The 24,447-nt window shown below is 59.5% G+C and carries 19 protein-coding genes; 13 read left to right on the plus strand and 6 right to left on the minus strand.

Features of this window, described 5'->3' with window-relative positions:
- Positions 1 to 196: 196 nt before the first annotated feature.
- Together smc and AC1MEE_RS16360 are read right to left on the minus strand one after the other, a co-directional pair.
- A complete protein-coding gene (gene smc / locus AC1MEE_RS16355) occupies positions 197 to 3,685 on the minus strand; it encodes a chromosome segregation protein SMC (protein WP_480410648.1) in 3,489 nt (1,162 codons plus the stop codon).
- Positions 3,686 to 3,689: 4 nt separating this feature from the next.
- Positions 3,690 to 4,349, minus strand: coding sequence for a GntR family transcriptional regulator (locus AC1MEE_RS16360; RefSeq protein WP_480410649.1), 660 nt, complete (start codon positions 4,347 to 4,349; stop codon positions 3,690 to 3,692).
- Positions 4,350 to 4,615: 266 nt separating this feature from the next.
- Here AC1MEE_RS16360 and xdhA point away from each other — a divergent pair, with 266 nt between their 5' ends.
- The 4 genes from xdhA to guaD are packed head-to-tail and all read left to right on the plus strand — an operon-like array spanning position 4,616 to position 10,657.
- Entirely contained in the window at positions 4,616 to 6,070 is a 1,455-nt protein-coding gene (gene xdhA / locus AC1MEE_RS16365) for a xanthine dehydrogenase small subunit (RefSeq protein WP_480410650.1), read from the plus strand.
- Positions 6,063 to 8,483: a xanthine dehydrogenase molybdopterin binding subunit gene (gene xdhB, locus AC1MEE_RS16370; RefSeq protein WP_480410651.1), complete on the plus strand. Its 2,421-nt coding sequence runs from the start codon at positions 6,063 to 6,065 to the stop codon at positions 8,481 to 8,483. The genes xdhA and xdhB overlap by 8 nt, the downstream gene beginning before the upstream one ends.
- Positions 8,484 to 8,496: 13 nt before the next feature.
- Positions 8,497 to 9,336 carry a xanthine dehydrogenase accessory protein XdhC gene (xdhC, locus tag AC1MEE_RS16375; RefSeq protein ID WP_480410652.1) on the plus strand — a complete coding sequence of 280 codons (840 nt, stop codon included), beginning with the start codon at positions 8,497 to 8,499 and terminating at the stop codon, positions 9,334 to 9,336.
- Between the two features lie 7 nt (positions 9,337 to 9,343).
- Positions 9,344 to 10,657: a guanine deaminase gene (guaD, locus tag AC1MEE_RS16380; RefSeq protein ID WP_480410653.1), complete on the plus strand. Its 1,314-nt coding sequence runs from the start codon at positions 9,344 to 9,346 to the stop codon at positions 10,655 to 10,657.
- A gap of 180 nt (positions 10,658 to 10,837) precedes the next feature.
- On the opposite strand, the gene AC1MEE_RS16385 is transcribed toward guaD, so the two are convergent.
- Positions 10,838 to 11,599: a GntR family transcriptional regulator gene (locus tag AC1MEE_RS16385; RefSeq protein ID WP_480410654.1), complete on the minus strand. Its 762-nt coding sequence runs from the start codon at positions 11,597 to 11,599 to the stop codon at positions 10,838 to 10,840.
- 274 nt (positions 11,600 to 11,873) lie between these two features.
- Here AC1MEE_RS16385 and AC1MEE_RS16390 point away from each other — a divergent pair, with 274 nt between their 5' ends.
- A complete protein-coding gene (locus AC1MEE_RS16390) occupies positions 11,874 to 13,220 on the plus strand; it encodes an NCS2 family permease (RefSeq protein ID WP_480410655.1) in 1,347 nt (448 codons plus the stop codon).
- A 69-nt stretch (positions 13,221 to 13,289) separates the two neighbouring features.
- Positions 13,290 to 13,916 (plus strand): LysE family translocator, encoded by a 627-nt coding sequence (locus AC1MEE_RS16395; protein WP_480410656.1) that lies wholly within the window; start codon positions 13,290 to 13,292, stop codon positions 13,914 to 13,916.
- Between the two features lie 167 nt (positions 13,917 to 14,083).
- Here the strand turns inward: AC1MEE_RS16395 and ltrA are convergent, their stop codons facing one another.
- Both ltrA and uraH read right to left on the minus strand, forming a co-directional pair.
- Positions 14,084 to 15,367, minus strand: coding sequence for a group II intron reverse transcriptase/maturase (ltrA, locus tag AC1MEE_RS16400; protein ID WP_480410657.1), 1,284 nt, complete (start codon positions 15,365 to 15,367; stop codon positions 14,084 to 14,086).
- 613 nt (positions 15,368 to 15,980) lie between these two features.
- Positions 15,981 to 16,334, minus strand: a complete 354-nt coding sequence (uraH, locus tag AC1MEE_RS16405) for a hydroxyisourate hydrolase (protein WP_480410658.1) — start codon at positions 16,332 to 16,334, stop codon at positions 15,981 to 15,983.
- Between the two features lie 384 nt (positions 16,335 to 16,718).
- On the opposite strand from uraH, the gene puuE reads away from it, so the two are divergent.
- The 7 genes from puuE (at position 16,719) to AC1MEE_RS16440 (ending at position 23,775) form a co-directional block, all read left to right on the plus strand.
- The gene (gene puuE / locus AC1MEE_RS16410) at positions 16,719 to 17,651 is read left to right on the plus strand and encodes an allantoinase PuuE (RefSeq protein ID WP_480410659.1); all 933 of its coding nucleotides are present in this window, start codon (positions 16,719 to 16,721) and stop codon (positions 17,649 to 17,651) included.
- On the plus strand, positions 17,648 to 18,163 hold the full coding sequence (gene uraD, locus AC1MEE_RS16415; RefSeq protein ID WP_480410660.1) for a 2-oxo-4-hydroxy-4-carboxy-5-ureidoimidazoline decarboxylase: 516 nt from the start codon (positions 17,648 to 17,650) through the stop codon (positions 18,161 to 18,163). The genes puuE and uraD overlap by 4 nt, the downstream gene beginning before the upstream one ends.
- Before the next feature lie 44 nt (positions 18,164 to 18,207).
- Positions 18,208 to 19,203 (plus strand): allantoicase, encoded by a 996-nt coding sequence (gene alc, locus AC1MEE_RS16420; protein WP_480410661.1) that lies wholly within the window; start codon positions 18,208 to 18,210, stop codon positions 19,201 to 19,203.
- 136 nt (positions 19,204 to 19,339) lie between these two features.
- Positions 19,340 to 19,840 (plus strand): ureidoglycolate lyase, encoded by a 501-nt coding sequence (locus AC1MEE_RS16425; RefSeq protein WP_480410662.1) that lies wholly within the window; start codon positions 19,340 to 19,342, stop codon positions 19,838 to 19,840.
- A gap of 47 nt (positions 19,841 to 19,887) precedes the next feature.
- Positions 19,888 to 21,195, plus strand: a complete 1,308-nt coding sequence (locus tag AC1MEE_RS16430; RefSeq protein WP_480410663.1) for a urate hydroxylase PuuD — start codon at positions 19,888 to 19,890, stop codon at positions 21,193 to 21,195.
- Positions 21,196 to 21,378: 183 nt separating this feature from the next.
- The gene (locus AC1MEE_RS16435; RefSeq protein ID WP_480410664.1) at positions 21,379 to 22,734 is read left to right on the plus strand and encodes a nucleobase:cation symporter-2 family protein; all 1,356 of its coding nucleotides are present in this window, start codon (positions 21,379 to 21,381) and stop codon (positions 22,732 to 22,734) included.
- A gap of 237 nt (positions 22,735 to 22,971) precedes the next feature.
- On the plus strand, positions 22,972 to 23,775 hold the full coding sequence (locus tag AC1MEE_RS16440; protein WP_480410665.1) for an outer membrane protein OmpK: 804 nt from the start codon (positions 22,972 to 22,974) through the stop codon (positions 23,773 to 23,775).
- Positions 23,776 to 23,883: 108 nt separating this feature from the next.
- Here the strand turns inward: AC1MEE_RS16440 and AC1MEE_RS16445 are convergent, their stop codons facing one another.
- Positions 23,884 to 24,405, minus strand: coding sequence for a winged helix-turn-helix transcriptional regulator (locus tag AC1MEE_RS16445; protein ID WP_480410666.1), 522 nt, complete (start codon positions 24,403 to 24,405; stop codon positions 23,884 to 23,886).
- Positions 24,406 to 24,447 lie beyond the last annotated feature (42 nt).

Genomic DNA, 24,447 nt, shown 5'->3' on the forward strand with positions numbered 1-24,447 from the left:
AAACCCCTTTAAAACGTGGCGCCAACTCTATGTTCTGACAGGCGTTTTACCCACGCGAAAAGAAAAAGTGGTCATTAAACTAGCACGACCATAGCTAACTTTACACCGTCTGTTGCATCGGGTTGACCGTCGCAAAGGGCTCAGCGCGCAACAGTAGCCATCAAAAAGCCATTTCCCGTGCGGCACAAGGCCTGCACTAGGCATCCACCATCGCCATCGCTTCCTCCACGTCTACGGCAACCAGTCGCGAGCATCCTGGCTCGTGCATGGTCACACCCATCAATTGGTCAGCCATCTCCATGGCAATTTTATTGTGGGTGATGTAGATAAATTGCACCGTCTGCGACATCTCCTTCACGAGTCGGGCGTAGCGTCCTACGTTAGCGTCATCCAGCGGTGCGTCAACTTCGTCGAGCATGCAAAACGGCGCCGGGTTCAATTTGAAAATGGCAAACACCAGTGCCAAAGCCGTCAGGGCTTTTTCGCCACCGGAGAGCAAATGGATGGTGCTGTTCTTCTTGCCCGGTGGACGCGCCATGATTGTCACCCCTGTATCGAGTAGATCTTCGCCCGTCAGTTCCAAATAAGCGCTGCCGCCACCGAAAACTTTTGGGAAAAGAGCCTGTAAACCGCTATTTATCTGATCGAAGGTCTCTTTGAAACGATTGCGGGTTTCTTTGTCGATCTTGCGGATAACGTTTTCCAGGGTGTCCAGCGCTTCCACCAGATCGGCATTCTGCGCATCCAGATAGCGTTTGCGTTCGGATTGCTGCTGATATTCGTCGATGGCCGCGAGGTTGATCGCGCCGAGGCGTTGAATACGCCCGGCAATGCGCTCCAACTCTTCTTCAGCGTCCTTTTCGTTGGCTTCGCTGGTCAGCGTAGCGAGCACGCCGTGCAGGTCGTAGCCGTCTTCAAGTAGCTGGTCCTGCAAGGTTTTGCGCCGCACGGTGAGCGACTGCCATTCCATGCGTTGTTGCTCAAGCTGGCCGCGCAGCAGTTGCGATTGCTGCTCGGCCTGGCTCCGGCGTTTCTCGACATCGCGCAATTCGCGGTCAGCGTCTTCCAGCGCCATCTTGGCCTGACGCATCTCGTCATCGACCGCCATGCGTTTTTCCAGCAATTCTTCGAGCTTGAGACGCAGTTCTTCCAGCGGCGCTTCGCCCTCTTCCAGATTGAGGTTCAGCTGTTCGCGTTTTTCGTTGAGGCGCTCGGACTGCAGTTCCAGCCGCTCAAGGGCCTGACGGGTGGAATCGTGCTGCGCCTTGAGCGAGCCCAGACGCACCGCCAATTGATGCGCATGGTCCTTGTGCTGACGGGCTTCCTGGCGCACCCGGTCGAGGCGTTCGCGCAGGCTGTCGCGTTGGGCCAGGAGCAATTCGCGTTGTTCGGTGTCGATGGCCATGCTGTCCAGCGCGTCCTGCAATTGCAGGCGGGACTCGCCAAGCTGTTCGTGTTCGATGGCACGCTGCTCGCCCAACTCACCCAGCTCTTCGTCCAGACGCTTGCGGCGCAAGGTCAGTTGCTCGACCTTGGCTTTGCTGGCAGACAGCTGGGCCTTGAGTTCGCCTTGCTGGCGCGCTTCGTCTTGCAAGCGGCGACGCAGTTGCTCGCGGGCGTCTTCCTGTTGCAGTTGTTGTTCGCGCAGGGTGATGAGTTGCTCTTCAAGGGCAGCCAGGGTGGCTTCGCGCTCGTCGCGCTCCAGGCCCAGACGCTGCAATTCCTGACCACGGGCCAGCACACCGCTTTCCGCTGCACTGGCACGGCGCACGCGTAAAAAGTGCCTACCGACCCAATAACCGTCGCGGCTGATCAGGCTCTGCCCTGCCCCCAGCTGACCGCGCAAGGCCAGGGCGTCTTCAAGGGTCTCTACCGGCCTGACCTGACCCAGCCAGGCCGACAGATCGACCGACGCCTCAACCTTGTCCAGCAAGCTGCCGGGAATGCGCGCGGCCTCGGCCGACGGGCTGATCAAGCGCAGATCGCCCTGCGCGAAACCGGCCAGATCCAACCCGGCGAAGTCATCCACCAGCACCGCTTGCAGGTCGGCGCCGAGGACGGTTTCCACCGCCAGCTCCCAACCCGATTCGACCCGCAGCCCTTCAGCCAGACGCGGGCGCTCGGCCAGTTGTTGCTCACGCAGCCACTCCGCGGTGCCGGTGCCGGGATCGAGTGCCGCTTGTTGCAGGGCTTCCAGCGAGGCCAGTCGACCGTTCAAGCGTTGCAGCTCGCCCTGGGCCTGTTGCTGCGCCTGATTGGCCTGATGCAGCTCGCTGCGCAGTTGCTCCAGGCGCTCGACCAACTGTTCTTCACTGGCGTGCAGTTCTTCCAGGGTCATTTCGCGGGTGGCGAGTTCTTCGCTGAGTTCCAGGATCGCGGCGTCTTCCGGGTCGGCGGCGAGCAGTTGGCGCTCCTCGCCCAGACGCCGTTGCCGTTCGCCCAGACGCTCCATGCTGCTTTCCAGCTGCTGGATCCGCGACTGCTGCACTTCAGACTGACGGCGCGGCTCGGCGGATTGCAGGTTGAAGGCGTCCCATTTTTCCTGCCAGCCGTGCATGGTGCTTTCAGAGTCTTCCAGCGCGGCGGCGGACTCTTCGGCGGCGGCGCTGGTGATTTCCTGTTCCGGCCCGAGCATTTCCAGCTCTTCGCCGAGGGTCGCGAGCAAGGTGCGGTCGTGACCCAGATGCGATTCGGTTTCCTGCCGCGAACGTTCGGCTTCACGCAGGTCGTCCTGCAACTGGCGCAGACGTTGCTGACCGTGCTGGATGCTTTGCTCGATACGGGCGATGTCGCCGCCCACGGAGTAGAAACGCCCCTGCACCAGGTTGAAGCGCTCGGACAGGTCGTGATGACCGTCGCGCAGGCGTTCGATACCGGCGTCGGCGTTGCGTTGCTCAGCCACCAGCGCTTCGAAACCGACCTCCTGAGTGCCGATCACTGCTTCGCGCTGGCCGACTTGCTCATTCAACGCCTGCCAGCGCAGGGCCGACAGTTGCGCCTTGAGCTGACGCTCTTCGCCTTTGTATTCCTGATACTTCTCGGCGGCCTGAGCCTGACGATGCAGACGGTCGAGCTGGCGCTCCAGTTCGTCGCGCAGGTCAGTCAGTCGGGCAAGGTTTTCATGGGTGCGACGGATGCGGTTTTCGGTCTCGCGCCGACGTTCTTTGTACTTGGAGATACCCGCGGCTTCTTCGATAAAGTTGCGCAGGTCTTCGGGCTTGGATTCGATCAGCTTGGAGATCATCCCCTGCTCGATGATCGAGTAGCTGCGCGGGCCCAGGCCGGTGCCGAGGAAGATGTCGGTGATGTCACGACGACGGCATTTGGTGCCGTTGAGGTAATAGCTGGTCTGGCTGTCGCGGGTCACTTTGCGGCGAATGGAAATTTCCGCGTAACTGGCGTATTCGCCGAGCAGGGTGCCATCAGAGTTGTCGAACACCAGCTCGATGCTGGCCTGACTGACCGGCTTGCGGCTGGTGGAGCCGTTGAAGATGACGTCGGTCATCGACTCGCCGCGCAGGTTCTTCGCCGAGCTTTCGCCCATCACCCAACGCACGGCGTCGATGATGTTGGACTTGCCGCAGCCGTTAGGGCCCACGACCGCCGCCATGTTGCTCGGGAAGTTGACGGTGGTCGGGTCGACGAACGACTTGAACCCGGCCAGCCTGATGCACTTGAGCCGCATGGGCTTAGCCTGCCGCCAGGGCAGACAATACCAACTGGCAACTGCGCTCGGTGTAGCGGTTCAGTACGACACGAATCTGCACAGGGTCGCGCGCCTTCACTGCGTCGAGCAATTGCTCGAACAGGGTCAGGTATTCGCTCATTTCCGCCTTGCGTTGGTCCAGTGCCAGGTAATAGGCACGGCTCATGGACGGTTGCAGGTTTTCGACGGTTTCTTGCAGGTACGGGTTGTTGGCGAACGGATAAGCGGCACGCATCACGTTGAAGCTGTCTTCAACGAAGGTCTTCACGTCCTGACCGTTGTAACTAACGAGCAGGCGCTGCTGAATCTGCACAAACGGCGCAAGATCAGTCTGAGCTTCCCAACGATTGGCCACGGAAATGGCGAGCAGGATGTACAGCTCGCTCATCAGCGTGCACAGGCTTTCGACGTTGTGCGCGGTGAGTTCGGTGACCTGGGCACCACGGCGCGGCAGGATGACGACCAGGTGGCGGCGTTCAAGAATCAACAAGGCTTCACGCACCGAACCGCGGCTGACGTTCAGTGATGTAGTGACTTTTTGCTCTTGAATGCGCTCCCCGGGCTTGAGTTCGCCACGGATGATCCGTTCTGCGAGGTGGTGAGCGATTTGCTCGGCGAGGCTATCCGGCGCCTTGAACGTCATGGTTTTCCTTCAACTTCAGCTAAATCATACAAGCCGCGCAGTGTATCGCACGGCGCGGGGCCATCGGAGTGGAATCTGGCACGAAATAAGCAATTCTTTGAGTAATGGTCAGTGATTTTGTTGCTGATCCGGCACACCGTTAATCGGCAAAACCGGGAAAAGTTAATTTTCCTGACTTAAAGGTCAGATATTTATTGACCGAAAAGTCAGAGCTGATAAATTTAGCTCATAGTCGATTACAAAAATAACGTGCAGAGAGGCCTTCCGTGATCCAATTCTTACTCAACCAGGAGCTGCGAACCGAGCACGCCCTGGACCCGAATCTGACCGTGCTCAATTATCTACGCGAGCATCTGGGCAAACCCGGTACTAAAGAAGGCTGTGCCAGCGGCGATTGTGGCGCCTGCACCGTGGTGGTCGGCGAATTGAACATCGACAGCGAAGGCCGCGAGCAATTGCGCTATCGCAGCCTCAATTCCTGCCTGACCTTCGTCGCCTCACTGCACGGCAAACAATTGATCAGTGTCGAAGACCTCAAGCACCAGGGCCAACTGCACAGCGTGCAAAAGGCCATGGTCGAGTGTCACGGTTCGCAATGCGGCTTCTGCACCCCCGGCTTCGTCATGTCGCTGTTCGCCTTGCAGAAGAACAGCAGCGAAGCGAATGCCCATCAAGCCCACGAAGCGCTGGCCGGCAACCTGTGCCGCTGCACCGGCTATCGCCCGATCCTTGCCGCCGCCGAACAAGCCTGCACTCAACGCCAGCCGGATCAATTCGATCAACGTCAGGCCGAAACCATCACGCGCTTGCGCGCCATCGCCCCGAAAGAAACCGGCGAACTCAACAGCGGCGACAAACGCTGCCTGGTGCCGCTGACCGTAAGCGATCTGGCTGAACTGTATGACGCGTATCCGCAAGCGCGCTTGCTGGCGGGCGGTACCGATCTGGCGTTGGAAGTCACCCAGTTCCATCGCCCGCTGCCGGTGATGATCTACGTCGGCAATGTCGCTGAAATGAAACGCGTCGAGGTCTTCGACGACCGTCTGGAAATCGGCGCCGCGACCTCGCTGACCGATTGCTACGCGGCATTGACCGCTGAATACCCGGACTTCGGCGAACTGTTGCAGCGTTTCGCCTCGTTGCAGATCCGTAATCAGGGCACCCTCGGTGGCAATATCGGCAACGCCTCGCCCATCGGTGACTCGCCGCCCCTGCTGATCGCCCTCGGCGCGCAGATCGTGCTGCGCAAAGGCGAGACTCGCCGCACCCTGGCGCTTGAGGATTACTTCATCGATTACCGGGTGACGGCCCGCCAGGAAAGCGAATTCATCGAGAAAATCATCGTGCCTCGGGCCAACGCCCGGCAGGTGTTCCGCGCCTACAAAGTGTCGAAACGCCTGGATGACGATATTTCTGCGGTGTGTGCAGCGTTCCGGCTGCAGGTCGAAAACGGCGCCATCGTCGAAGCGCGTGTCGCCTTTGGCGGCATGGCGGCGATCCCGAAACGGGCTGCTGCCTGCGAACAAGCGCTAATCGGTGCCCCCTGGACCTCGGCCACGATGGAGCGCGCCTGCGCTGCGCTGGCTGACGACTTCACCCCGCTGTCGGACTTCCGCGCAAGTAAGGAATACCGCCTACTCAGCGCACAGAACCTGCTGCGTAAATACTTCATCGAGCTGCAAACGCCACACATCGAAACGCGGGTGACCTCTTATGTCTAATCATGCTCCCGAAAAAACCCAAGCCGAGATGACCGTGCTGTTTCAGCAGGATCTGACCACGGGTGTAGGTCGCAGCGTCAAACACGACAGCGCCGACAAGCATGTGTCCGGCGAAGCGGTGTATATCGATGACCGCCTGGAATTCCCTAATCAGCTGCATGTGTATGCACGCCTGTCCGACCGCGCCCACGCGCGGATCATCAGTGTCGACACCGCACCGTGCTACGCCTTCGAGGGCGTGCGTATCGCGATCACCCATGAAGATATTCCCGGTCTCAAGGACATTGGCCCGCTGATGCCTGGCGACCCATTGTTGGCCATCGACAAGGTCGAATTTGTTGGCCAACCCGTGGTCGCTGTCGCCGCACGGGATCTGGAAACCGCGCGCCAGGCAGCGATGGCCGCGATCATCGAATACGAGGATCTGGAACCGGTATTGGATGTCGTCGAAGCCTTCCGCAACAAGCACTTTGTGCTCGACAGCCACACCCACAAACGCGGTGATTCCGTCGGTGCGTTGGCCAGTGCCGAACATCGTCTGCAAGGCAATTTGCACATCGGCGGGCAGGAACACTTTTATCTGGAAACCCAGATTTCGTCGGTGATGCCCACCGAAGACGGCGGCATGATTGTTTACTGCTCGACGCAGAACCCCACCGAAGTGCAAAAGCTGGTGGCCGAAGTGCTCGGCGTATCGATGAACAAGATCGTGGTCGACATGCGCCGGATGGGCGGCGGTTTTGGCGGCAAGGAAACCCAGGCGGCCAGCCCTGCGTGCCTGTGCGCGGTGGTGGCGCACCTGACCGGACAGCCGACCAAGATGCGTCTGCCACGGGTCGAAGACATGCTGATGACCGGCAAGCGCCATCCCTTCTATATCGAGTACGACGTCGGCTTCGATAACACCGGCCGTCTGCACGGGATTCAGCTGGAGCTGGCCGGTAACTGCGGCTGCTCGCCGGACTTGTCCAACTCCATCGTCGACCGAGCGATGTTCCATGCCGACAACTCGTACTACCTCGGCGATGCCACCATCAATGGCCATCGCTGCAAGACCAACACCGCCTCGAACACCGCCTATCGCGGCTTCGGCGGCCCGCAAGGCATGGTCGCCATCGAAGAAGTGATGGACAACATCGCCCGCTACCTCGGCAAAGATCCGCTGGACGTGCGCAAGGTCAACTACTACGGCAAGACCGAGCGCAACGTCACCCACTACTACCAGACCGTCGAGCACAACATGCTCGAGGAAATGACTGCCGAACTGGAAGAAAGCAGCCAATACGCCGAACGGCGTAAATCGATTCGCGCCTACAACGCCCACAGTCCGGTGCTGAAAAAAGGCCTGGCGCTGACCCCGGTGAAGTTCGGCATTTCCTTCACCGCCAGCTTCCTCAATCAGGCCGGTGCGCTGATTCATATCTACACCGATGGCAGCATCCACCTGAACCATGGCGGCACCGAGATGGGCCAGGGCCTGAACATCAAGGTCGCGCAGGTGGTGGCCGAGGTGTTCCAGGTCGATATCGACCGGATCCAGATCACCGCGACCAATACCGACAAAGTGCCGAACACGTCGCCGACCGCAGCTTCCAGCGGTGCCGACCTGAACGGCAAGGCGGCACAGAATGCTGCTGAAATCCTCAAGCAGCGTTTGGTGGAGTTCGCCGCCAAACACTACAAGGTCAGCGAAGACCAGGTGCAGTTCCGCAACGGCCATGTGCGGGTGGGCGAGTTGGTCCTGTCGTTCGAATCCCTGGCGCAACAGGCGTGGGTCGGTCAGGTGTCGCTGTCGAGTACCGGCTATTACAAGACACCGAAGATCTACTACGACCGCAGCCAGGCGCGCGGCCACCCCTTCTACTACTTCGCTTACGGCGCGGCCTGCGTCGAAGTGATCGTCGATACCCTGACCGGCGAATACAAGATGCTGCGCACCGACATCCTGCATGACGTCGGTGCCTCGCTGAACCCGGCCATCGATATGGGCCAGGTCGAAGGCGGCTTCATTCAGGGCATGGGCTGGTTGACCATGGAAGAGCTGGTGTGGAACGCCAAAGGCAAATTGATGACCAACGGCCCGGCCAGCTACAAGATCCCGGCGGTCTGCGACATGCCGCTGGACCTGCGGGTCAAGCTGGTGGAGAACCGCAAGAACCCGGAAGACACGGTGTTCCATTCCAAGGCCGTGGGCGAACCGCCGTTCATGCTCGGCATCGCTGCCTGGTGCGCGATCAAGGACGCGGTGGCCAGTGTCGGTGATTACAAACATCAGCCGAAGATCGATGCGCCTGCGACTCCGGAACGGGTGCTGTGGGGCTGTGAGCAGATGCGTAAGTTGAACAGTGCGACTGCTGCGGTCGGGCTCGACGCCGAATCGTTCGCAGGCAAGCCTGCTCCCACAGTGGTTTAGCGGAGGATCGCACATGAACAACTGGATCAGCGCTCTCGCCGAGCTGCAAAACCGAGGCGAACCCTGCGTGCTGGTGACCATCATCGACGAGCGCGGTTCGACGCCGCGCAATGCCGGTTCGAAGATGGTGGTCTGTGCCGAGCGTATCTTCGACACCGTCGGTGGCGGACATCTGGAATACAAAGCCATGGAAATCGCTCGCGAAATGCTCGCCAGCGGCAGTCAGGACACACGTCTGGAGCGCTTCACCCTGGGTGCCAGCCTCGGCCAGTGCTGCGGCGGCGTTAACGTGCTGTTGTTCGAACCCATGGGCCAGCCTCAGGCGCAGATTGCGGTGTTCGGTGCGGGCCATGTCGGCCGCGCACTGGTGCCGCTGCTCGCCAGCCTGCCCTGCCGGGTGCGCTGGATCGATTCGCGCGAACAGGAATTCCCCGCGCTGATCCCCGACGGCGTCACGCGGATCGTCAACGAAGAACCAGTCGATGAAGTCGAGGAATTACCCAAGGGCAGTTATTGCATCGTCATGACCCACAACCATCAGTTGGACCTGGAGCTGACGGCGGCGATTCTCAAACGCAACGAGTTCACCTACTTCGGCTTGATCGGCTCGAAGACCAAACGGGTCAAATTCGAGCATCGCCTGCGTGAACGCGGCTTCGACGCCGCGCTGGTGCAACGCATGCGCTGCCCCATGGGCCTGGCCGAAGTCAAAGGCAAATTGCCCATCGAGATCGCTGTGTCCATCGCCGCCGAAGTGATCGCCACCTACAACGCCAACTTCGGCCAGCACAGCAGTAACGCTGAACCTATCGCCCAACTGCTGCCGGTCTCGCGCCGCAGCCAAGCACAATGAGATTTTTATGACGTTTTCCAGTAACAAGAAAGCCTACCGCGCCGCCATCCTGCACAGCATCGCCGATCCTGCTGAAGTGGTGATCGAAGCCTCGTACGAGTATTTCCCGGACGGTTTGCTGGTGGTCGAAGACGGCAAAATCACGGCGCTCGGCCATGCTGCCGACTTGCTGGGCAAGCTCGGCAGCGATGTCGAGGTGACCGAATACCCTGACGCGCTGATCACTCCCGGTTTCATCGACACCCATATCCATTTGCCGCAGACCGGCATGGTGGGCTCCTACGGCGAGCAGTTGCTGGATTGGCTGAACACCTACGTGTTCCCCTGCGAAAAGCAGTTTGCCGATCCGGCCCATTCGGCTGAAGTCGCGGACATTTTCCTCAAGGAATTGCTGCGTAACGGCACCACCACGGCGCTGGTATTTGGCAGCGTGCACAAGGAATCGGTGGAGGCGTTTTTCGCCGCGGCCGAGAAGCTCGACCTGCGCATGATCGCCGGCAAGGTGATGATGGATCGCCACGCGCCGGATTACCTGACCGACACCGCTGAATCCAGTTATGTCGACAGCAAGGCGCTGATCGAACGCTGGCATGGCAAGGGTCGCCTGCACTATGCGGTGACGCCACGCTTCGCCCCGACCAGTACCCCGGAACAGCTGACATTGGCCGGGCAATTGCTGAGCGAGTACCCCGATGTGTATATGCAGACCCACATCAGCGAGAACCTGAAAGAAGTCGAATGGGTCAAGGAACTGTTCCCGGATCGCAGCAATTACCTCGACGTTTACGATCACTTCAAGTTGCTCGGCGAGCGCTCGGTCTTCGCCCATGGTGTGCACCTGTGCGACGCCGAATGTGCGCGATTGGCAGAGACCGGTTCAGCTGTGGCGTTCTGCCCGACGTCGAACCTGTTTCTGGGCAGCGGGCTGTTCAATCTGCCGATGGCCGAGAAACACAAACTCAATATCGGTTTGGGCACCGACGTCGGGGCTGGCACCAGTTTTTCGATCCTGCACACGCTGAACGAAGCGTACAAAGTGATGCAGTTGCAGGGGGCGAAGCTGAGTCCGTTCAAGTCGCTGTACCTGGCGACATTGGGTGGCGCGCGGGCATTGCGTCTGGAAGAAAAAATCGGCAGCCTGCACCCCGGCAACGAGGCGGACTTCCTGGTCCTCGACTACAACGCCACCCCGCTCCTCGCCTATCGCCTGAAACAGGCCAAAGACATCGAAGAGACGTTGTTCGTATTGACCACGCTAGGGGATGACCGGACCGTGCTGGAGACGTATTCGGCGGGGCAGTTGGTGCATCGGCGCGGGTGATAAGGCCGGCACGCAGCAACCTCGGTCAAATGTAGGAGCGCGCTTGCCCGCGATGGACTGCGCAGCAGTCCCACAAAGGCTGAGCACAGTTTTACTGACGGAACCGAGTTTGCTGATTTGGGACCGCTTCGCGGTCCATCGCGGGCAAGCGCGCTCCTACAGGAATTTTGTGTCTACGGTTCAAACCGCCGGACTGCGCCCCGGCTTTTTCTTGGTGTGCAGCAGGTGCGAGAACACCGCGTGCAAGTCATCCGACGCGCTGTCTTCGTCGAGGTTGAGTTTGCTGTCGATGTGGTCCATGTGGTGCATCATCAGGCTCACCGCCAGCTCGGCGTCACGGGCTTCGATGGCGTCGATCAGCTGGGTGTGCTCATCGTAGGAACAGTGCGAGCGATTGCCGCTTTCGTACTGGGCGATGATCAATGAAGTCTGCGACACCAGGCTGCGCTGGAAGCTGATCAGCGGCGCGTTCTTCGCGGCCACCGCCAGCTTGAGGTGAAACTCGCCCGACAAGCGAATCCCGGCCCCCCGATCCCCATGAGAAAAACTGTCGCGCTCGTCGCTGACCATTTGGCGCAGCTCGGCGAGCTGCTCAGGCGTGGCGTGTTCGACCGCCAGTTCGGTAATGGCTTTCTCCACCATGCGTCGCGCAAAGAACACCTGACGGGCTTCCTCGACACTTGGGCTGGCAACCACCGCGCCACGGTTGGGCCGCAGCAGCACGACCCCTTCATGGGCCAGGCGTGACAAGGCTCGGCGAATGATCGTGCGACTGACCCCGAAAATTTCCCCCAGGGCTTCCTCGCTCAGTTTGGTACCGGGCGCCAGACGCTGTTCGAGAATCGCCTCGAAAATATGCGCGTAGACAATATCGTCCTGCGTTCCGATGCGGCCGGCCTTGACGGTTCGCGGCTGTTTCTTGAGGGGCAACTGTTCGTTCATGGGCGCTCGTGGGATGTCACAGAAAAGTACTGACACATTGTACACAGTGCATGGGTTGTGAATAGGTGGAACCTTGACTGCGGCGTTATGCACACAATTACGCTTATTTACAAAACAAATTAAAAAACATTATTTGCTTTTTTTGTATACAAAAGCATAATCCGTTGCGTGCGAGTTCCTGACTTAATGGTCAGAAAAGACATTTCCTCGCACCGCCTCACTGCGCCAACACTGGCGCGGGAAAAAACAATAAAAGTCTTGAGGAGTACCCGCTGTGGAAAGTCGCAAATCCGAAGCAACGTTGCTGGATCTCACACCGCCGCGAATAGGCCTGCTCGAACGCGTGTTCAAGCTCAGCCTGCACCGCACGACCGTGAAAACAGAAGTACTGGCCGGACTGACTACGTTCATCACCATGGCGTACATCATTTTCGTCAACCCGAACATCATGGCCGACGCCGGCATCGATCACGGTGCGGCCTTCGTCGCCACCTGCATCGCCGCCGCACTCGGTTGCCTGTTGATGGGGCTGTACGCCAACTGGCCGGTGGGTCTGGCGCCGGGCATGGGCCTGAACGCCTTCTTCACCTACACCGTGGTCGGCACCATGGGCTACAGCTGGCAGACCGCGCTGGGCGCGGTGTTCATTTCCGGGCTGATTTTCATGGTGCTGACCCTGTCACGCATCCGTGAATGGCTGCTCAACAGCATCCCGGTCAGCCTGCGTTTTGCCATGGGCGCCGGGGTGGGATTGTTCCTCGGGATCATCGGCCTCAAGACAGCAGGCATCGTGGTCGCCAGCCCGTCCACTCTGATCAAGCTCGGCTCGTTGCGCGAACCCGGCCCATTGCTGGCCGCCGTCTGCTTCCTGATGATTGCCGTGCTCAGCTATCACAAGGTGTTCGGCGCGATTCTGATCAGCATCATCACCGTGACCCTGGCCGGTTGGGGTCTGGGCCTGGTGCAATACAACGGCATCTTCTCCACCCCGCCAAGCCTGGCACCGACCTGGATGGCGATGGACATCAAGGGCGTGTTCAACGTCAGCATGATCAGCGTGGTGCTGGCCTTCCTGTTCGTGCACATGTTCGACACCGCCGGCACCTTGATGGGCGTCGCCCAGCGCGCCGGCCTGGTGAAGGCCGATGGCAAGATTGAAAACCTCTCCAAAGCCTTGAAGGCCGACAGCGCGTCCAGCGTGTTCGGCGCGATGCTCGGCGTGCCTCCGGTGACCAGCTACGTAGAAAGTGCCGCAGGTGTCGCTGCGGGCGGTCGTACCGGGCTGACGGCGGTAACGGTGGGCGTGCTGTTTATCGCGGCGATGTTTTTCGCCCCGCTGGCTGGCATGATCCCCGCTTATGCCACGGCAGGTGCGCTGATTTACGTGGCGATGCTGATGATGGGCGGCATGGCCCATATCAACTGGGATGAAGCTACCGACAGCATTCCGGCGATCATCACCGCGATCATGATGCCGCTGACCTTCTCGGTCGCCGATGGGATTGCCCTGGGCTTCATCACCTACGTGGTGCTCAAGGCGGGTACCGGCAAGTACAAGGAAATCTCGGTCAGCGTGTATGCGTTGTGCGTGATTTTCATCGCCAAGTTTATCTTCCTGTAAGCCTGCTCCAACAAAAACAAAACAAACTGCGCCCCTTTATTGGGGCGTTTCCTATGAAGGAGAAAATCAATGACATTGGAAACCTGGCTGCTGTTCAGCGGCGCGGCGTTGGTGGTGATTGTGATACCGGGGCCTTTGTCCCTGCTGATGATCAGCAACAGTTTGAATGTCGGCCTATTGCGTTCTTATCCGGCGTTCCTTGGCGGCGTGGTCGCTTCGGTGTGTTTGCTCAGTGCGTCGGCATTGGGCCTTGGCGCCTTGTTGCTGGCCTCGGAACAGGTGTTCAGCGCACTGAAGATCGTCGGCGCGCTGTACCTGTTTTATCTCGCCTGGCAAAGCTGGCAGCAATCCCGGCAACCGGCCATCGCAGCCGAAGTACCCGTTGCCGCCCGTCAGCCACGCTTCAGCGCACTGTTCTGGCGGGCTTTTGCATTGGGCGCGAGCAACCCGAAGGACATCCTGTTTTTCGCCGCTTTCCTGCCGCAGTTTCTCAACGCCCAACAACCATTCCTTAGCCAGTTGCTGATCATGATCGCCACTTGGACCTTGCTCGACCTGCTGTGCAAAGTGACCTACGGCCTCAGTGCCCATGGCGCCGCCCGCTACCTGCGCAGCGGCAAGGGCCAGAGCTGGTTCAATCGGGTCAGTGCCGGGTTGTTCGGTGCGGCAGGCGCGGCGTCATTGCTGAGCCGCTAACGAAAAAAGCCCGCAGTGTGGGGCGGGCAAGGAGGAGGAAAGCGGGAGGGTTCGGGGCGGTCTGTCAGATAGACCGCAATCCTGATCGGGTCGAGGTAACGGGACTAGCCCGTTACCCCTCCCACACCACCGGACGTGCGGTTTTCCGCATCCGGCGGTTGGACTGCTCAGCATTGCGCTGAGGCGAGATCCTGCGCGGTGATCAGGCCATATTGCTTCAAGCGTTTGTTGTTCAAGGCTTGGTGCATGGCCGGATGTGCCGCCGCTTTCCAAGCTCCGTCGTGAAAACTCACTCGCGCAAGCCCTCGTTTCGAGATGCCCATCTTCAGCAGTTGGGCCATACGACCCTTGCGGTTATGCCACCGCTGCCAAAAGCACTTGCGCATGTGGCGCCGCGTCCATTGTGAGAGCTGCGTGAAGTTTCGCTCCGTGGCCAGCCGGAAATAACCAAACCAGCCAAGAAGATAACCTCTCCATTGCTCAACCAGTTCCCGGGAGGTGAGTCCCTGTCTGGCTGACCAACATTCACGAACGCGTTTGCGGTATCGCTTGACCGTCCTGCCCGACAGGTGATTGTTGCCTTCCTCGTCGATCAGATAACCCAGAAAATCGCGTTCCCAAGGACGACCCGTGCCGCTCTTGCTGGCATTGACCTTCAGCTTCAGGTGTTTCTCGATCCACGCCACGATGCTTTCCAGTATTCGCTCTGCGCTGCGCTCGCTTTCGACAAAGATCATCAGGTCGTCTGCATAGCGACAGAAGCTCAGCCCTCGAGTTTCCAGCTCCTTGTCCAGCGGGTCCAGATACAGATTGGCCAGCAGCGGACTCAGCGGACCACCTTGCGGTACGCCCGCCGTGCGTTTGTGCCGCTGGCCGTTCAGGACCATGTCCGCGCGCAGGTTCGACGCCAGATACTTGTTCAGCCGCTTGTCCCGGATGTCGCGGGTGATGCGCGTCATGAGTCGGTCGTGATTGACCTCGTCAAAGAACGCTTCAATGTCCACATCGACAACCCAGGTCTTGCCGCTGAGCACGAAGTCTTTCGCCGCCCTGATCGCGTCAAGGTTGCTGCGCCCGGGCCTAAACCCGTAGCTGTGCTCACTGAAACCACCGTCCCAAAGCTTCGTCAGTTGCTGGCTTACCGCTTGCTGGATCACTCGATCCTGCGTGTTGGGAATCCCCAGCAGCCGTTCTCCGCCTTGGGGTTTGCCGATCGTTTTACCCCTGATCGGACCGGGCTGGTAGCTCCCGGCCAGAAGCTTTTCCTTGATGCCCGGCCAATGCTTGACCAAGTGCGCTTCGAGGTCTTCAGTGCTAATACCGTCAACCCCGGGCGCACCTTTGTTGGCCCGGACTTTCTTGAACGCACGGCGCATGTTGTCAGCCTCGACAACCTGCTCCACGCTGATTTCGCTCAACACGTCTCCAGTTTCCTGTTCCGTCTGACACATCACTCGCTCTTTCCTTTCATTAGTTCTCCGGGATCCACCCGGGCATTCATGTCCGGCCAACCCTTTGATGCCGCAGCATTTTTTTTCAGGGTTCAGTTTCAAAGAGCTCTGGCTCAATGTACAGAAGTCCATCATGGGTGTTGTTTGTCCTTCGGCCCTTTGCTCCGAGCGCATTACCGCCCATCTTCGCTACTACGGCCTCTGCTGACTTCTCATTCACTTACGTGCCTGAGATCTCCCCGGGTAAGGTGCCAAAACCATCGGCCCGTGCCGCCAGGCTCTACTGGATGCGTCTTTCGGTGACAGTCGGATTTCGTGGTTCCCAGCACACTAATCGCCCGCATCCAGCCTCGCTGCCTGTTCGTGTTCCTACGGTCGTGCCTTTGCTACGCGCTTCTTTCAGCTTGGCCTCACGGCGTCCACCTTGCGTTTCACTACAGTTGTCGTCACTTACTCTGGCCATCGCTTTCAGATGGCTGGTTTTGGCCCATGACGGGCACACTGGGAGCGAATTCATTCGCGAAGACGTCGGCACATCCAACATCATCAGTGCCTGACACACCGCTTTCGCGAATGAATTCGCTCCCACAGTAGATCTGCGTCGGCAATCGATTTAACTACCGCGATACGTCGAGTAGCTGTACGGCGAAATCAACAGCGGCACATGGTAATGATCCTGCCCGGCATCGATGCCAAAACGCAGCACTACCACGTCGAGGAACGCCTGTTGCGGCAGTTCCACACCCCGTGCGCGGTAGTAGTCACCGGCATGGAATTGCAATTGATAGACACCCGACCGGTAATCATCACCCTGTAGCAAGGGTGCCTCGCAGCGGCCGTCGCTGTTGGTCACCGCGCTGGCGACCCGCTCCAGGCGTTCGCCTTCGACCCGGTACAGCTCGATCCTGATTCCACTGCCAGGGCAGCCATGTGCGGCGTCCAATACATGCGTCGTCAATCGTCCCATTGCTCGTCAGCGCCTCGCGCAAGTTGAAAAAGCCAGTTGAAAGGTCAGGCCGCCCCCTTTCAGTGCAGCGAAGGAGCGCGGCGATAAGCGATTAAGACACTTTTCAAAAAAATTGTACACAATAAAAATCGCTTTTCAGGGCAGCACGGTAGTGGCTCAGTCAAAGCAGCCATTTCGTCTATCAATCAGGTGATAAAGCCTTCTTACGGTTATAAGCTGATCACTCGGGCAAGTTTCTTGCAGGAGCAATATCCTGAAAAAGGCGAAAAAACAGGCTTACAAAGTGATTGCAAAGTTGTATACAATCGATCCATCGCAGTGGCGCCAGCCTGGATCGACCCGGCCACCACTGCCACTGACAACAAGCACAGAAGGAAGACCGTAGTGAGTGCTGACTATCCACGCGACCTGATCGGTTACGGCAGCAATCCGCCCCACCCCCATTGGCCGGGAAATGCCCGCATCGCTTTGTCTTTCGTACTCAATTACGAAGAAGGCGGCGAGCGCAACATTCTGCACGGCGATAAAGAATCCGAAGCCTTCCTGTCAGAAATGGTCTCTGCCCAGCCGCTGCAGGGCGAGCGCAACATGAGCATGGAATCGCTTTACGAATACGGCAGCCGCGCCGGCGTGTGGCGCGTGCTCAAGCTGTTCAAGCAATTCGATATTCCGCTGACGGTCTTCGCCGTGGCCATGGCCGCCCAGCGTAACCCCGAGCTGATCCGCGCCATGGTCGATGCCGGTCATGAGATCTGCAGCCACGGTTATCGCTGGATCGACTACCAGTACATGGATGAAGCCCAAGAGCGCGAACACATGCTCGAGGCCATTCGCATCCTCACCGAGATCAGCGGCGAACGTCCGCTGGGCTGGTACACCGGTCGCACCGGGCCGAACACCCGACGGTTGGTAATGGAGGAAGGCGGCTTTCTGTATGACTCGGACACCTACGACGACGACCTGCCCTACTGGGAACCGAACAACCCCACCGGCAAGCCACATCTGGTGATCCCGTATACCCTGGACACCAACGACATGCGCTTCACCCAGGTGCAGGGCTTCAACAACGGCGAGCAGTTTTTCCAGTACCTCAAAGATGCGTTCGACGTGCTGTACGCCGAAGGTGCCGAGGCGCCGAAAATGCTCTCCATCGGCCTGCACTGCCGGTTGATCGGTCGTCCGGCGCGGCTGGCGGCGCTCAAGCGTTTTATCGAATACGCCAAAGGTCATGAGCAGGTCTGGTTCAGCCGTCGTGTCGATATCGCCCGCCACTGGCACGCCGAACATCCTGAGCAGAAAGCGGGGAACACGAAATGAGCCGCTTTCAGACACTGACGCCCTCATGCCTGAGCCGAGAAGCTTTCGTTGCAGCCTTCGCCGACATCTACGAGCACTCGCCATGGGTCGCCGAAATAGCCTACGACCTCGGCACGGCTGCCGATCTGGACCGGATCGAGACCCTGCATGCGCGCATGAGCGACATTCTGTTGAGCGCTGATCATGCCCGGCAACTGGCCTTGATCAACGCCCACCCGGACCTTGCCGGCAAAGCCGCCGTGCAAGGCCAACTGACCGAAGCCAGCACTAACGAGCAAGCAGGCGCCGGTATCCACCAATGCACGGCCGAAGAGTTCCAGCGCTTCACCGAGCTGAACGACGCTTATAAAGCCAAGTTCGCATTCCCCTTCATCATGGCGGTGAAAGGCAGCGACCGGCATCAGATCCTCGCCGCCTTCGAAACACGTATTCACAACCCGGTGGACACCGAGTTCGACTGCGCACTGGCCGAGATCAACAAGATCGCGATGTTCCGGTTACAGACTCTCTAATCGTCCATCTCCCACGCCAATTTTTGATAAGGCAGACAAGATCAATGAAAGCTTACGCCGCACCGTTCGAGAAGTTCGTCAACCTGGCCGACGCCCGTCTGGGCACCAAAATCATCTCGGTCACCGATGATTGGTTCGCCGACGCCAACCGCCTGTTCCAGCCTACCCCTGCGGTGTGGAAGGAAGGCGTGTTCGATGACAACGGCAAGTGGATGGACGGTTGGGAATCACGTCGCAAGCGCTTCGAAGGTTACGACAGCGCAGTGATTCGCCTGGGTGTGCCCGGCTCGATCAAGGGCGTGGACATCGACACCTCATTCTTCACCGGCAACTTTCCGCCATCGGCCTCGCTGGAAGCCTGCTTCCTGACGTCGGGCGAGCCGGACGAAAACACCCCGTGGACTGAAGTGCTGTCGGCCGTCGAGTTGCAAGGCAACAGCCACCACTTCCACGAGATCAGCAACGGTCAGGCGTTCAGCCACCTGCGCTTCAACATCTACCCGGACGGCGGCGTCGCGCGTCTGCGGGTGTATGGCGTGCCGTTCCGCGACTGGTCGGCAGTGGGCGACAACGAGCAGATCGACCTCGCTGCCGCACTGAATGGCGGTCGGGCACTGGCCTGTTCCGACGAACACTTCGGGCGCATGAGCAACATCCTCAACCCGGGCCGTGGCGTCAACATGGGCGACGGCTGGGAAACCGCGCGTCGGCGGACACCGGGCAATGACTGGGTGATCGTCGCGTTGGGCCATGCCGGCGAGATCGAAAAAGTCATCGTCGACACCCTGCACTTCAAGGGCAACTACCCGGACACTTGCTCGATTCAGGGCGCGTTCGTCAAAGGCGGCACTGACAGCCAGATCGAAACCCAGAGCTTGTTCTGGCGCGAACTGCTGCCGGCGCAGAAACTGGAAATGCACGCCGAACACAGCTTCGCCGAGCAGATCAAAGCCCTCGGCCCGATCACCCACATCCGTTTGAATGTGTTCCCGGATGGTGGCGTGAGTCGGTTGCGGGTGTTGGGTAAGGTCGCGAAGTAATGCAATTCCTGTAGGAGCTGCCGCAGGCTGCGATAAGGCCGGAACGGCCTTCAGATTTTGCGACCGCTTCGCGCTCGATCGCAGCCTTCGGCAGCTCCTACAGGTCATCATTGAATTTGAGAACAGAAGAACCACCATGCGCACACTAGTGATCGAGCCCCTGACCAAAGAAGCCTTCGCCCCCTTCGGTGACGTGATCGAAACCGATGGCAGCGACCACTTCATGATCAACAACGGCTCGACCATGCGCTTCCATCGTCTGGCCGAGGTTGAAACCGCCACGCCGGATGACAAAGCGATCATCAGCATCTTTCGCGCCGAAGCGCTGCCGATGCCGTTGACCTTGCGCATGCTGGAACGACATCCGTTGGGCAGCCAGGCCTTCATACCGCTGCTCGGCAACCCTTTTCTGATCGTGGTCGCGCCACTTGGCGATGTACCTGAATCAGAGTTGGCCCGTGCCTTCATTTCCAATGGCAGGCAGGGCGTTAATTACCATCGCGGCGTTTGGCACCATCCGGTGCTGACGATCGAAAAGCGGGATGACTTCCTGGTGGTTGATCGCAGTGGAACTGGCAATAACTGCGACGAGCATTTTTTCGAGGAGGATCAGAAGCTGATCCTCGCCCACCAATAAGAGAGGCCTGAACACCCGCAAGTGGTGACAGGTGAGAGGTAAAGACTGTGGAAGCACATCTGATGGAATGGCTGAACCTGAGCGTGCGCTGGGTTCATATGATTACGGGCGTGGCCTGGATCGGGGCTTCGTTCTATTTCGTCTGGCTGGAAAACAACCTCAACCGGGTCAACCCGCGTGACGGGCTGGCGGGCGATTTATGGGCAATCCATGGTGGCGGTATCTACCACCTGGAAAAATACAAACTCGCACCGCCGACCATGCCGGACAACCTACACTGGTTCAAATGGGAGGCGTACTTCACTTGGATGTCCGGGATCGCGCTGCTGTGCGTGGTGTTCTACTCCAACCCGACGCTGTACCTGATCGCCCCCGGCAGCGGCCTCACCGGCGCAGAAGGCGTGGCCATAGGTATCGGTTCGCTGATCGCTGGCTGGTTCATCTATGACCTGCTGTGCGACTCGCCACTGGGCAAACGCCCTGCCCTGCTTGGCCTGATTCTGTTCGTGTTGCTGATTGCCGCCGCGTTCGGTTTCAGCAAAGTGTTCAGCGGTCGCGGCGCGTACCTGCATGTCGGCGCCATCATCGGCACGATCATGGTCGGTAACGTGTTCCGCATCATCATGCCGGCGCAACGTGCACTGGTCGCAGCCATCGCTGCAAACCGCACGCCAGACCCGAGCCTGCCCGCCAAAGGCTTGCTGCGTTCACGGCACAACAACTACTTCACCCTGCCAGTGTTGTTCATCATGATCAGCAACCACTTCCCGAGCACCTATGGCAGCCAGTACAACTGGCTGATCCTGGCCGGGATCGCGGTGCTGGCGGTGTTGGTTCGTCACTACTTCAACACGCGCCACAGCAGCAACAAGTTCGCCTGGACCCTGCCCGTCGCCGCACTGGGCATGATCTGCCTGGCCTACGTCACTGGCCCCACACAAGTATCGAAAGCGCCTGACGTTGCCGGCCCGGCAAAAATCGAATACCAGCCGCTTCCAGAAACGGCATTGGGTGGTCACAAGGCGCTGCCTGCAGCGACGGAAACGGCGCCTGCCACCGCTCCAGCAGCGCCCGCTGTTGCCCAGGCCGGCGGACCCGATTTCAGCAAGGTTCACAGCGTGATCCAGGAACGTTGTGCCGTGTGTCACTCGGCCAAACCGACCAGCCCATTGTTCAGCGTCGCGCCTGCCGGTGTGATGTTCGATACCCCGCAACAGATCCAGCAACTGGCACCGCGCATCCAGGCCCAGGCCGTGGCGTCGCAGATTATGCCGCTGGGCAACATCACCCAGATGACCCAACAGGAACGTGACCTGATCGGCGCCTGGATCGACAAGGGGGCGCAGACCAACTGAAGAAACACATTCCCTGTAGGAGCTGCCGAAGGCTGCGATCGACTGCGAAGCGGTCACAGGATCTTAATTGATGAAGGTCCTTCGGACCTTATCGCAGCCTTCGGCAGCTCCTACAGGGGATCGGCGCCAGGTTTTAGCTGCATTGCTCCAACCCAAAAATAAAAACAAAATCCGAGGTGTTGCATGTCCGAGTCAACTCAAGCGCGCATCCCTGCTGCGCCGCCACGACAGCCCCTGCCACTGCTGCAAATGATTCTGGTGGGCCTGCAACACGTCTTGCTGATGTACGGTGGTGCCGTTGCGGTACCCCTGATCATCGGTCAGGCCGCTGGATTGTCCCGTGAAGAAATCGCCTTTTTGATCAACGCCGACCTGCTGGTCGCCGGCATTGCCACTGTCGTGCAATCGCTGGGCATCGGCCCCTTGGGCATCCGTATGCCGATCATGATGGGCGCCAGCTTCGCCGCGGTTGGCAGCATGGTGGCGATGGCCGGCATGCCTGGCGTCGGTATGACCGGGATTTTCGGCGCGACCATCGCCGCCGGATTCTTCGGCATGCTGATCGCGCCGTTCATGTCGAAAATCGTGCGCTTCTTCCCGCCTCTGGTGACCGGCACAGTGATCACCTCCATCGGTTTGTCGTTGTTCCCGGTCGCGGTGAACTGGGCCGGCGGCGGCAGCAAAGCGGTCAGTTTCGGTGACCCGATCTATCTCGCGGTGGCGGCGCTGGTGCTGGCAACCATCCTGCTGATCAACCGCTTCATGCGCGGTTTCTGGGTCAACATCTCAGTGCTGATCGGCATGGGCCTGGGGTACGTGCTCTCGGGCCTGATCGGCATGGTCGATCTCAGCGGCCTGGCTCAGGCGCCGTGGGTCAGAGTGGTCACGCCGCTGCACTTCGGCATGCCGCAGTTTCAACTCGCGCCGATCCTGTCCATGTGTCTGGTGGTGGTGATCATCTTCGTCGAGTCCACCGGCATGTTCCTCGCCCTGGGCAAGATCACTGACCGCGAAGTCACGCCGGGCATGCTGCGACGCGGTCTGTTGTGCGATGCGGCCGCGTCATTCCTCGCCGGGTTCCTCAACACCTTCACCCACTCCTCCTTCGCGCAGAACATCGGTCTGGTACAGATGACCGGCGTGCGCTGCCGTTACGTCACGGTGGTCGCCGGGGGCTTCCTGATCAGCTTGAGCCTGCTGCCCAAAGCGGCCTTTCTGGTCGCATCGATCCCGCCCGCAGTCCTCGGCGGCGCGGCCATCGCCATGTTCGGCATGGTCGCCGCGACCGGGATCAAGATCCTGCAAGAAGCCGACATCGGTGACCGGCGCAATCAGCTGCTGGTGGCGGTCAGCATCGGCATGGGATTGATCCCGGTGGTGCGTCCGGAGTTCTTCGCCCATTTGCCGCAATGGATGGGGCCGATCACCCATAGCGGGATTGCCCTGGCCACGCTCAGTGCGCTGCTGTTGAACCTGTTGTTCAACGTATTGGGGGGTGCCGAGCGCGAGGCCATGACCAGGGCCGCGCATCTGCACTGATCAGCTGCACTTCACCTTGCAAGCCCCACGGCACTGAAACAGCGCGGCGCGAGTCAGTAACCTCCGCCGCCGCTCGAATCAGGGGTCACTCCACTCGCCAGATCCGCCTGACCGAATAGACAGTTGTCTGTCCATCGGTCGACGGCTTCGCCATGCCAAAAATTTACCCAAAAGGCGCCATGACAGAGCGCCCATCCTCCAAAAAAACAAAGCAATTCAACCCTGGGAGCAACCCGCATGACCCGTACTTTTTCTAGCCTGTTAGCCGCTGGCAGCCTGATAGCCGCTAGCAGTCTGCTGGCAGCCGGCCCAACCATGGCCGGCGACCTTGTGCAATGGCAGAGCAACAGCCTGACGTATCTCTATGGCCAGAACTACACCGTCAACCCGCAAATACAACAGACCATTACCTTCGAGCACGCCGATGGCTGGAAGTACGGTGACAACTTCCTGTTTGTCGACAACACCTACTACAGCGGCAAGGGCGACCCGCAAAATGGTAAATACGGCGTTTACGGGGAGTTCAGCCCCCGCCTCTCGATGGGCAAAATCCTTGATCGCAAGTTCGAGTTCGGCCCGGTCAAAGATGTGCTGCTGGCGTTGACCTATGAGTTCGGCAAGGGCGATGTCGAGTCTTACCTGATCGGTCCGGGCTTCGACCTGGCGATCCCCGGTTTCGACTACTTCCAGCTGAACTTCTACCAGCGCCATCCCGACGGCAGTCGCCCGGGTAATAACGTCTGGCAGATCACGCCGGTCTGGTCTTACACCATCCCCGTGCGCGGCTCGGACATCCTGATCGACGGCTACATGGACTGGGTAGTGGACAACGCTAAAAACGCGCAAGGCACCTACCATGCCAACCTCCACTTCAACCCGCAGATCAAATACGACCTGGGCAAAGCGATGAACATGGGTGAGAAGCAGCTCTACGTGGGTGTCGAATACGACTACTGGAAAAACAAATACGGCATCGAAAGCACCACCGGTTTCGATACCGACCAGAACACCGCCAGCTTGTTGGTCAAAGTGATGTTCTGATTCAACGCCTATATCCGGCAACCCATGTAGGAGCTGACTTGTCTGCGATCAGCTTGACGCGGTGTGTCAGCTATACCGCTATCGCGGGCAAGCCGGCTCCTACAGGGGTTAGTGTTCTTCCTTGGCCGGCTTTTTCGCTGCATGGAAAGCGGCACGGTTGGCCTCGCGCTCCGCCCGGAAAGCAGCGCCCAAGGTGCCATCGAAATCATCCAGGGTAATGGGCTTGTCGCTGACCGGCGGGCGCCAGGCAGCATCGGCAATCTCGCCCGTGGGCCGGTAGACGAGTTTGACCGCCGGCTCCCCATTCACCTCGTACCCTCCCCATTTCATGCCCCAAGACCGCAGCATTAGCAGCAGCGGATCGAGTTCCTTGCCCTTGGGCGTGACGTAATACTCATACCGAGGCGGCCGTTCGCTGTAGAGGCGGCGTTCGACCACCTGGTCTTTTTCCAGACGCTTGAGCCGGGTGGAAAGCAGGTGCGAGGACATGCCGGTCTGCGCCTGCATCTCGTCAAAGCGCCGCGACCCCATGGACAGTTCGCGCAGGATCAGCAGCGTCCAGCGATCACCCACGACCGAAAGCGCTCGCGCTATAGGGCACACGCTGTCGCAGACGTCGTCCCAACTCATAAAAATCTCCTGCCTGAAAAAGCTGAGCCACACTTTGTGACT

This window comes from Pseudomonas sp. ASL3, from assembly GCF_056680425.1.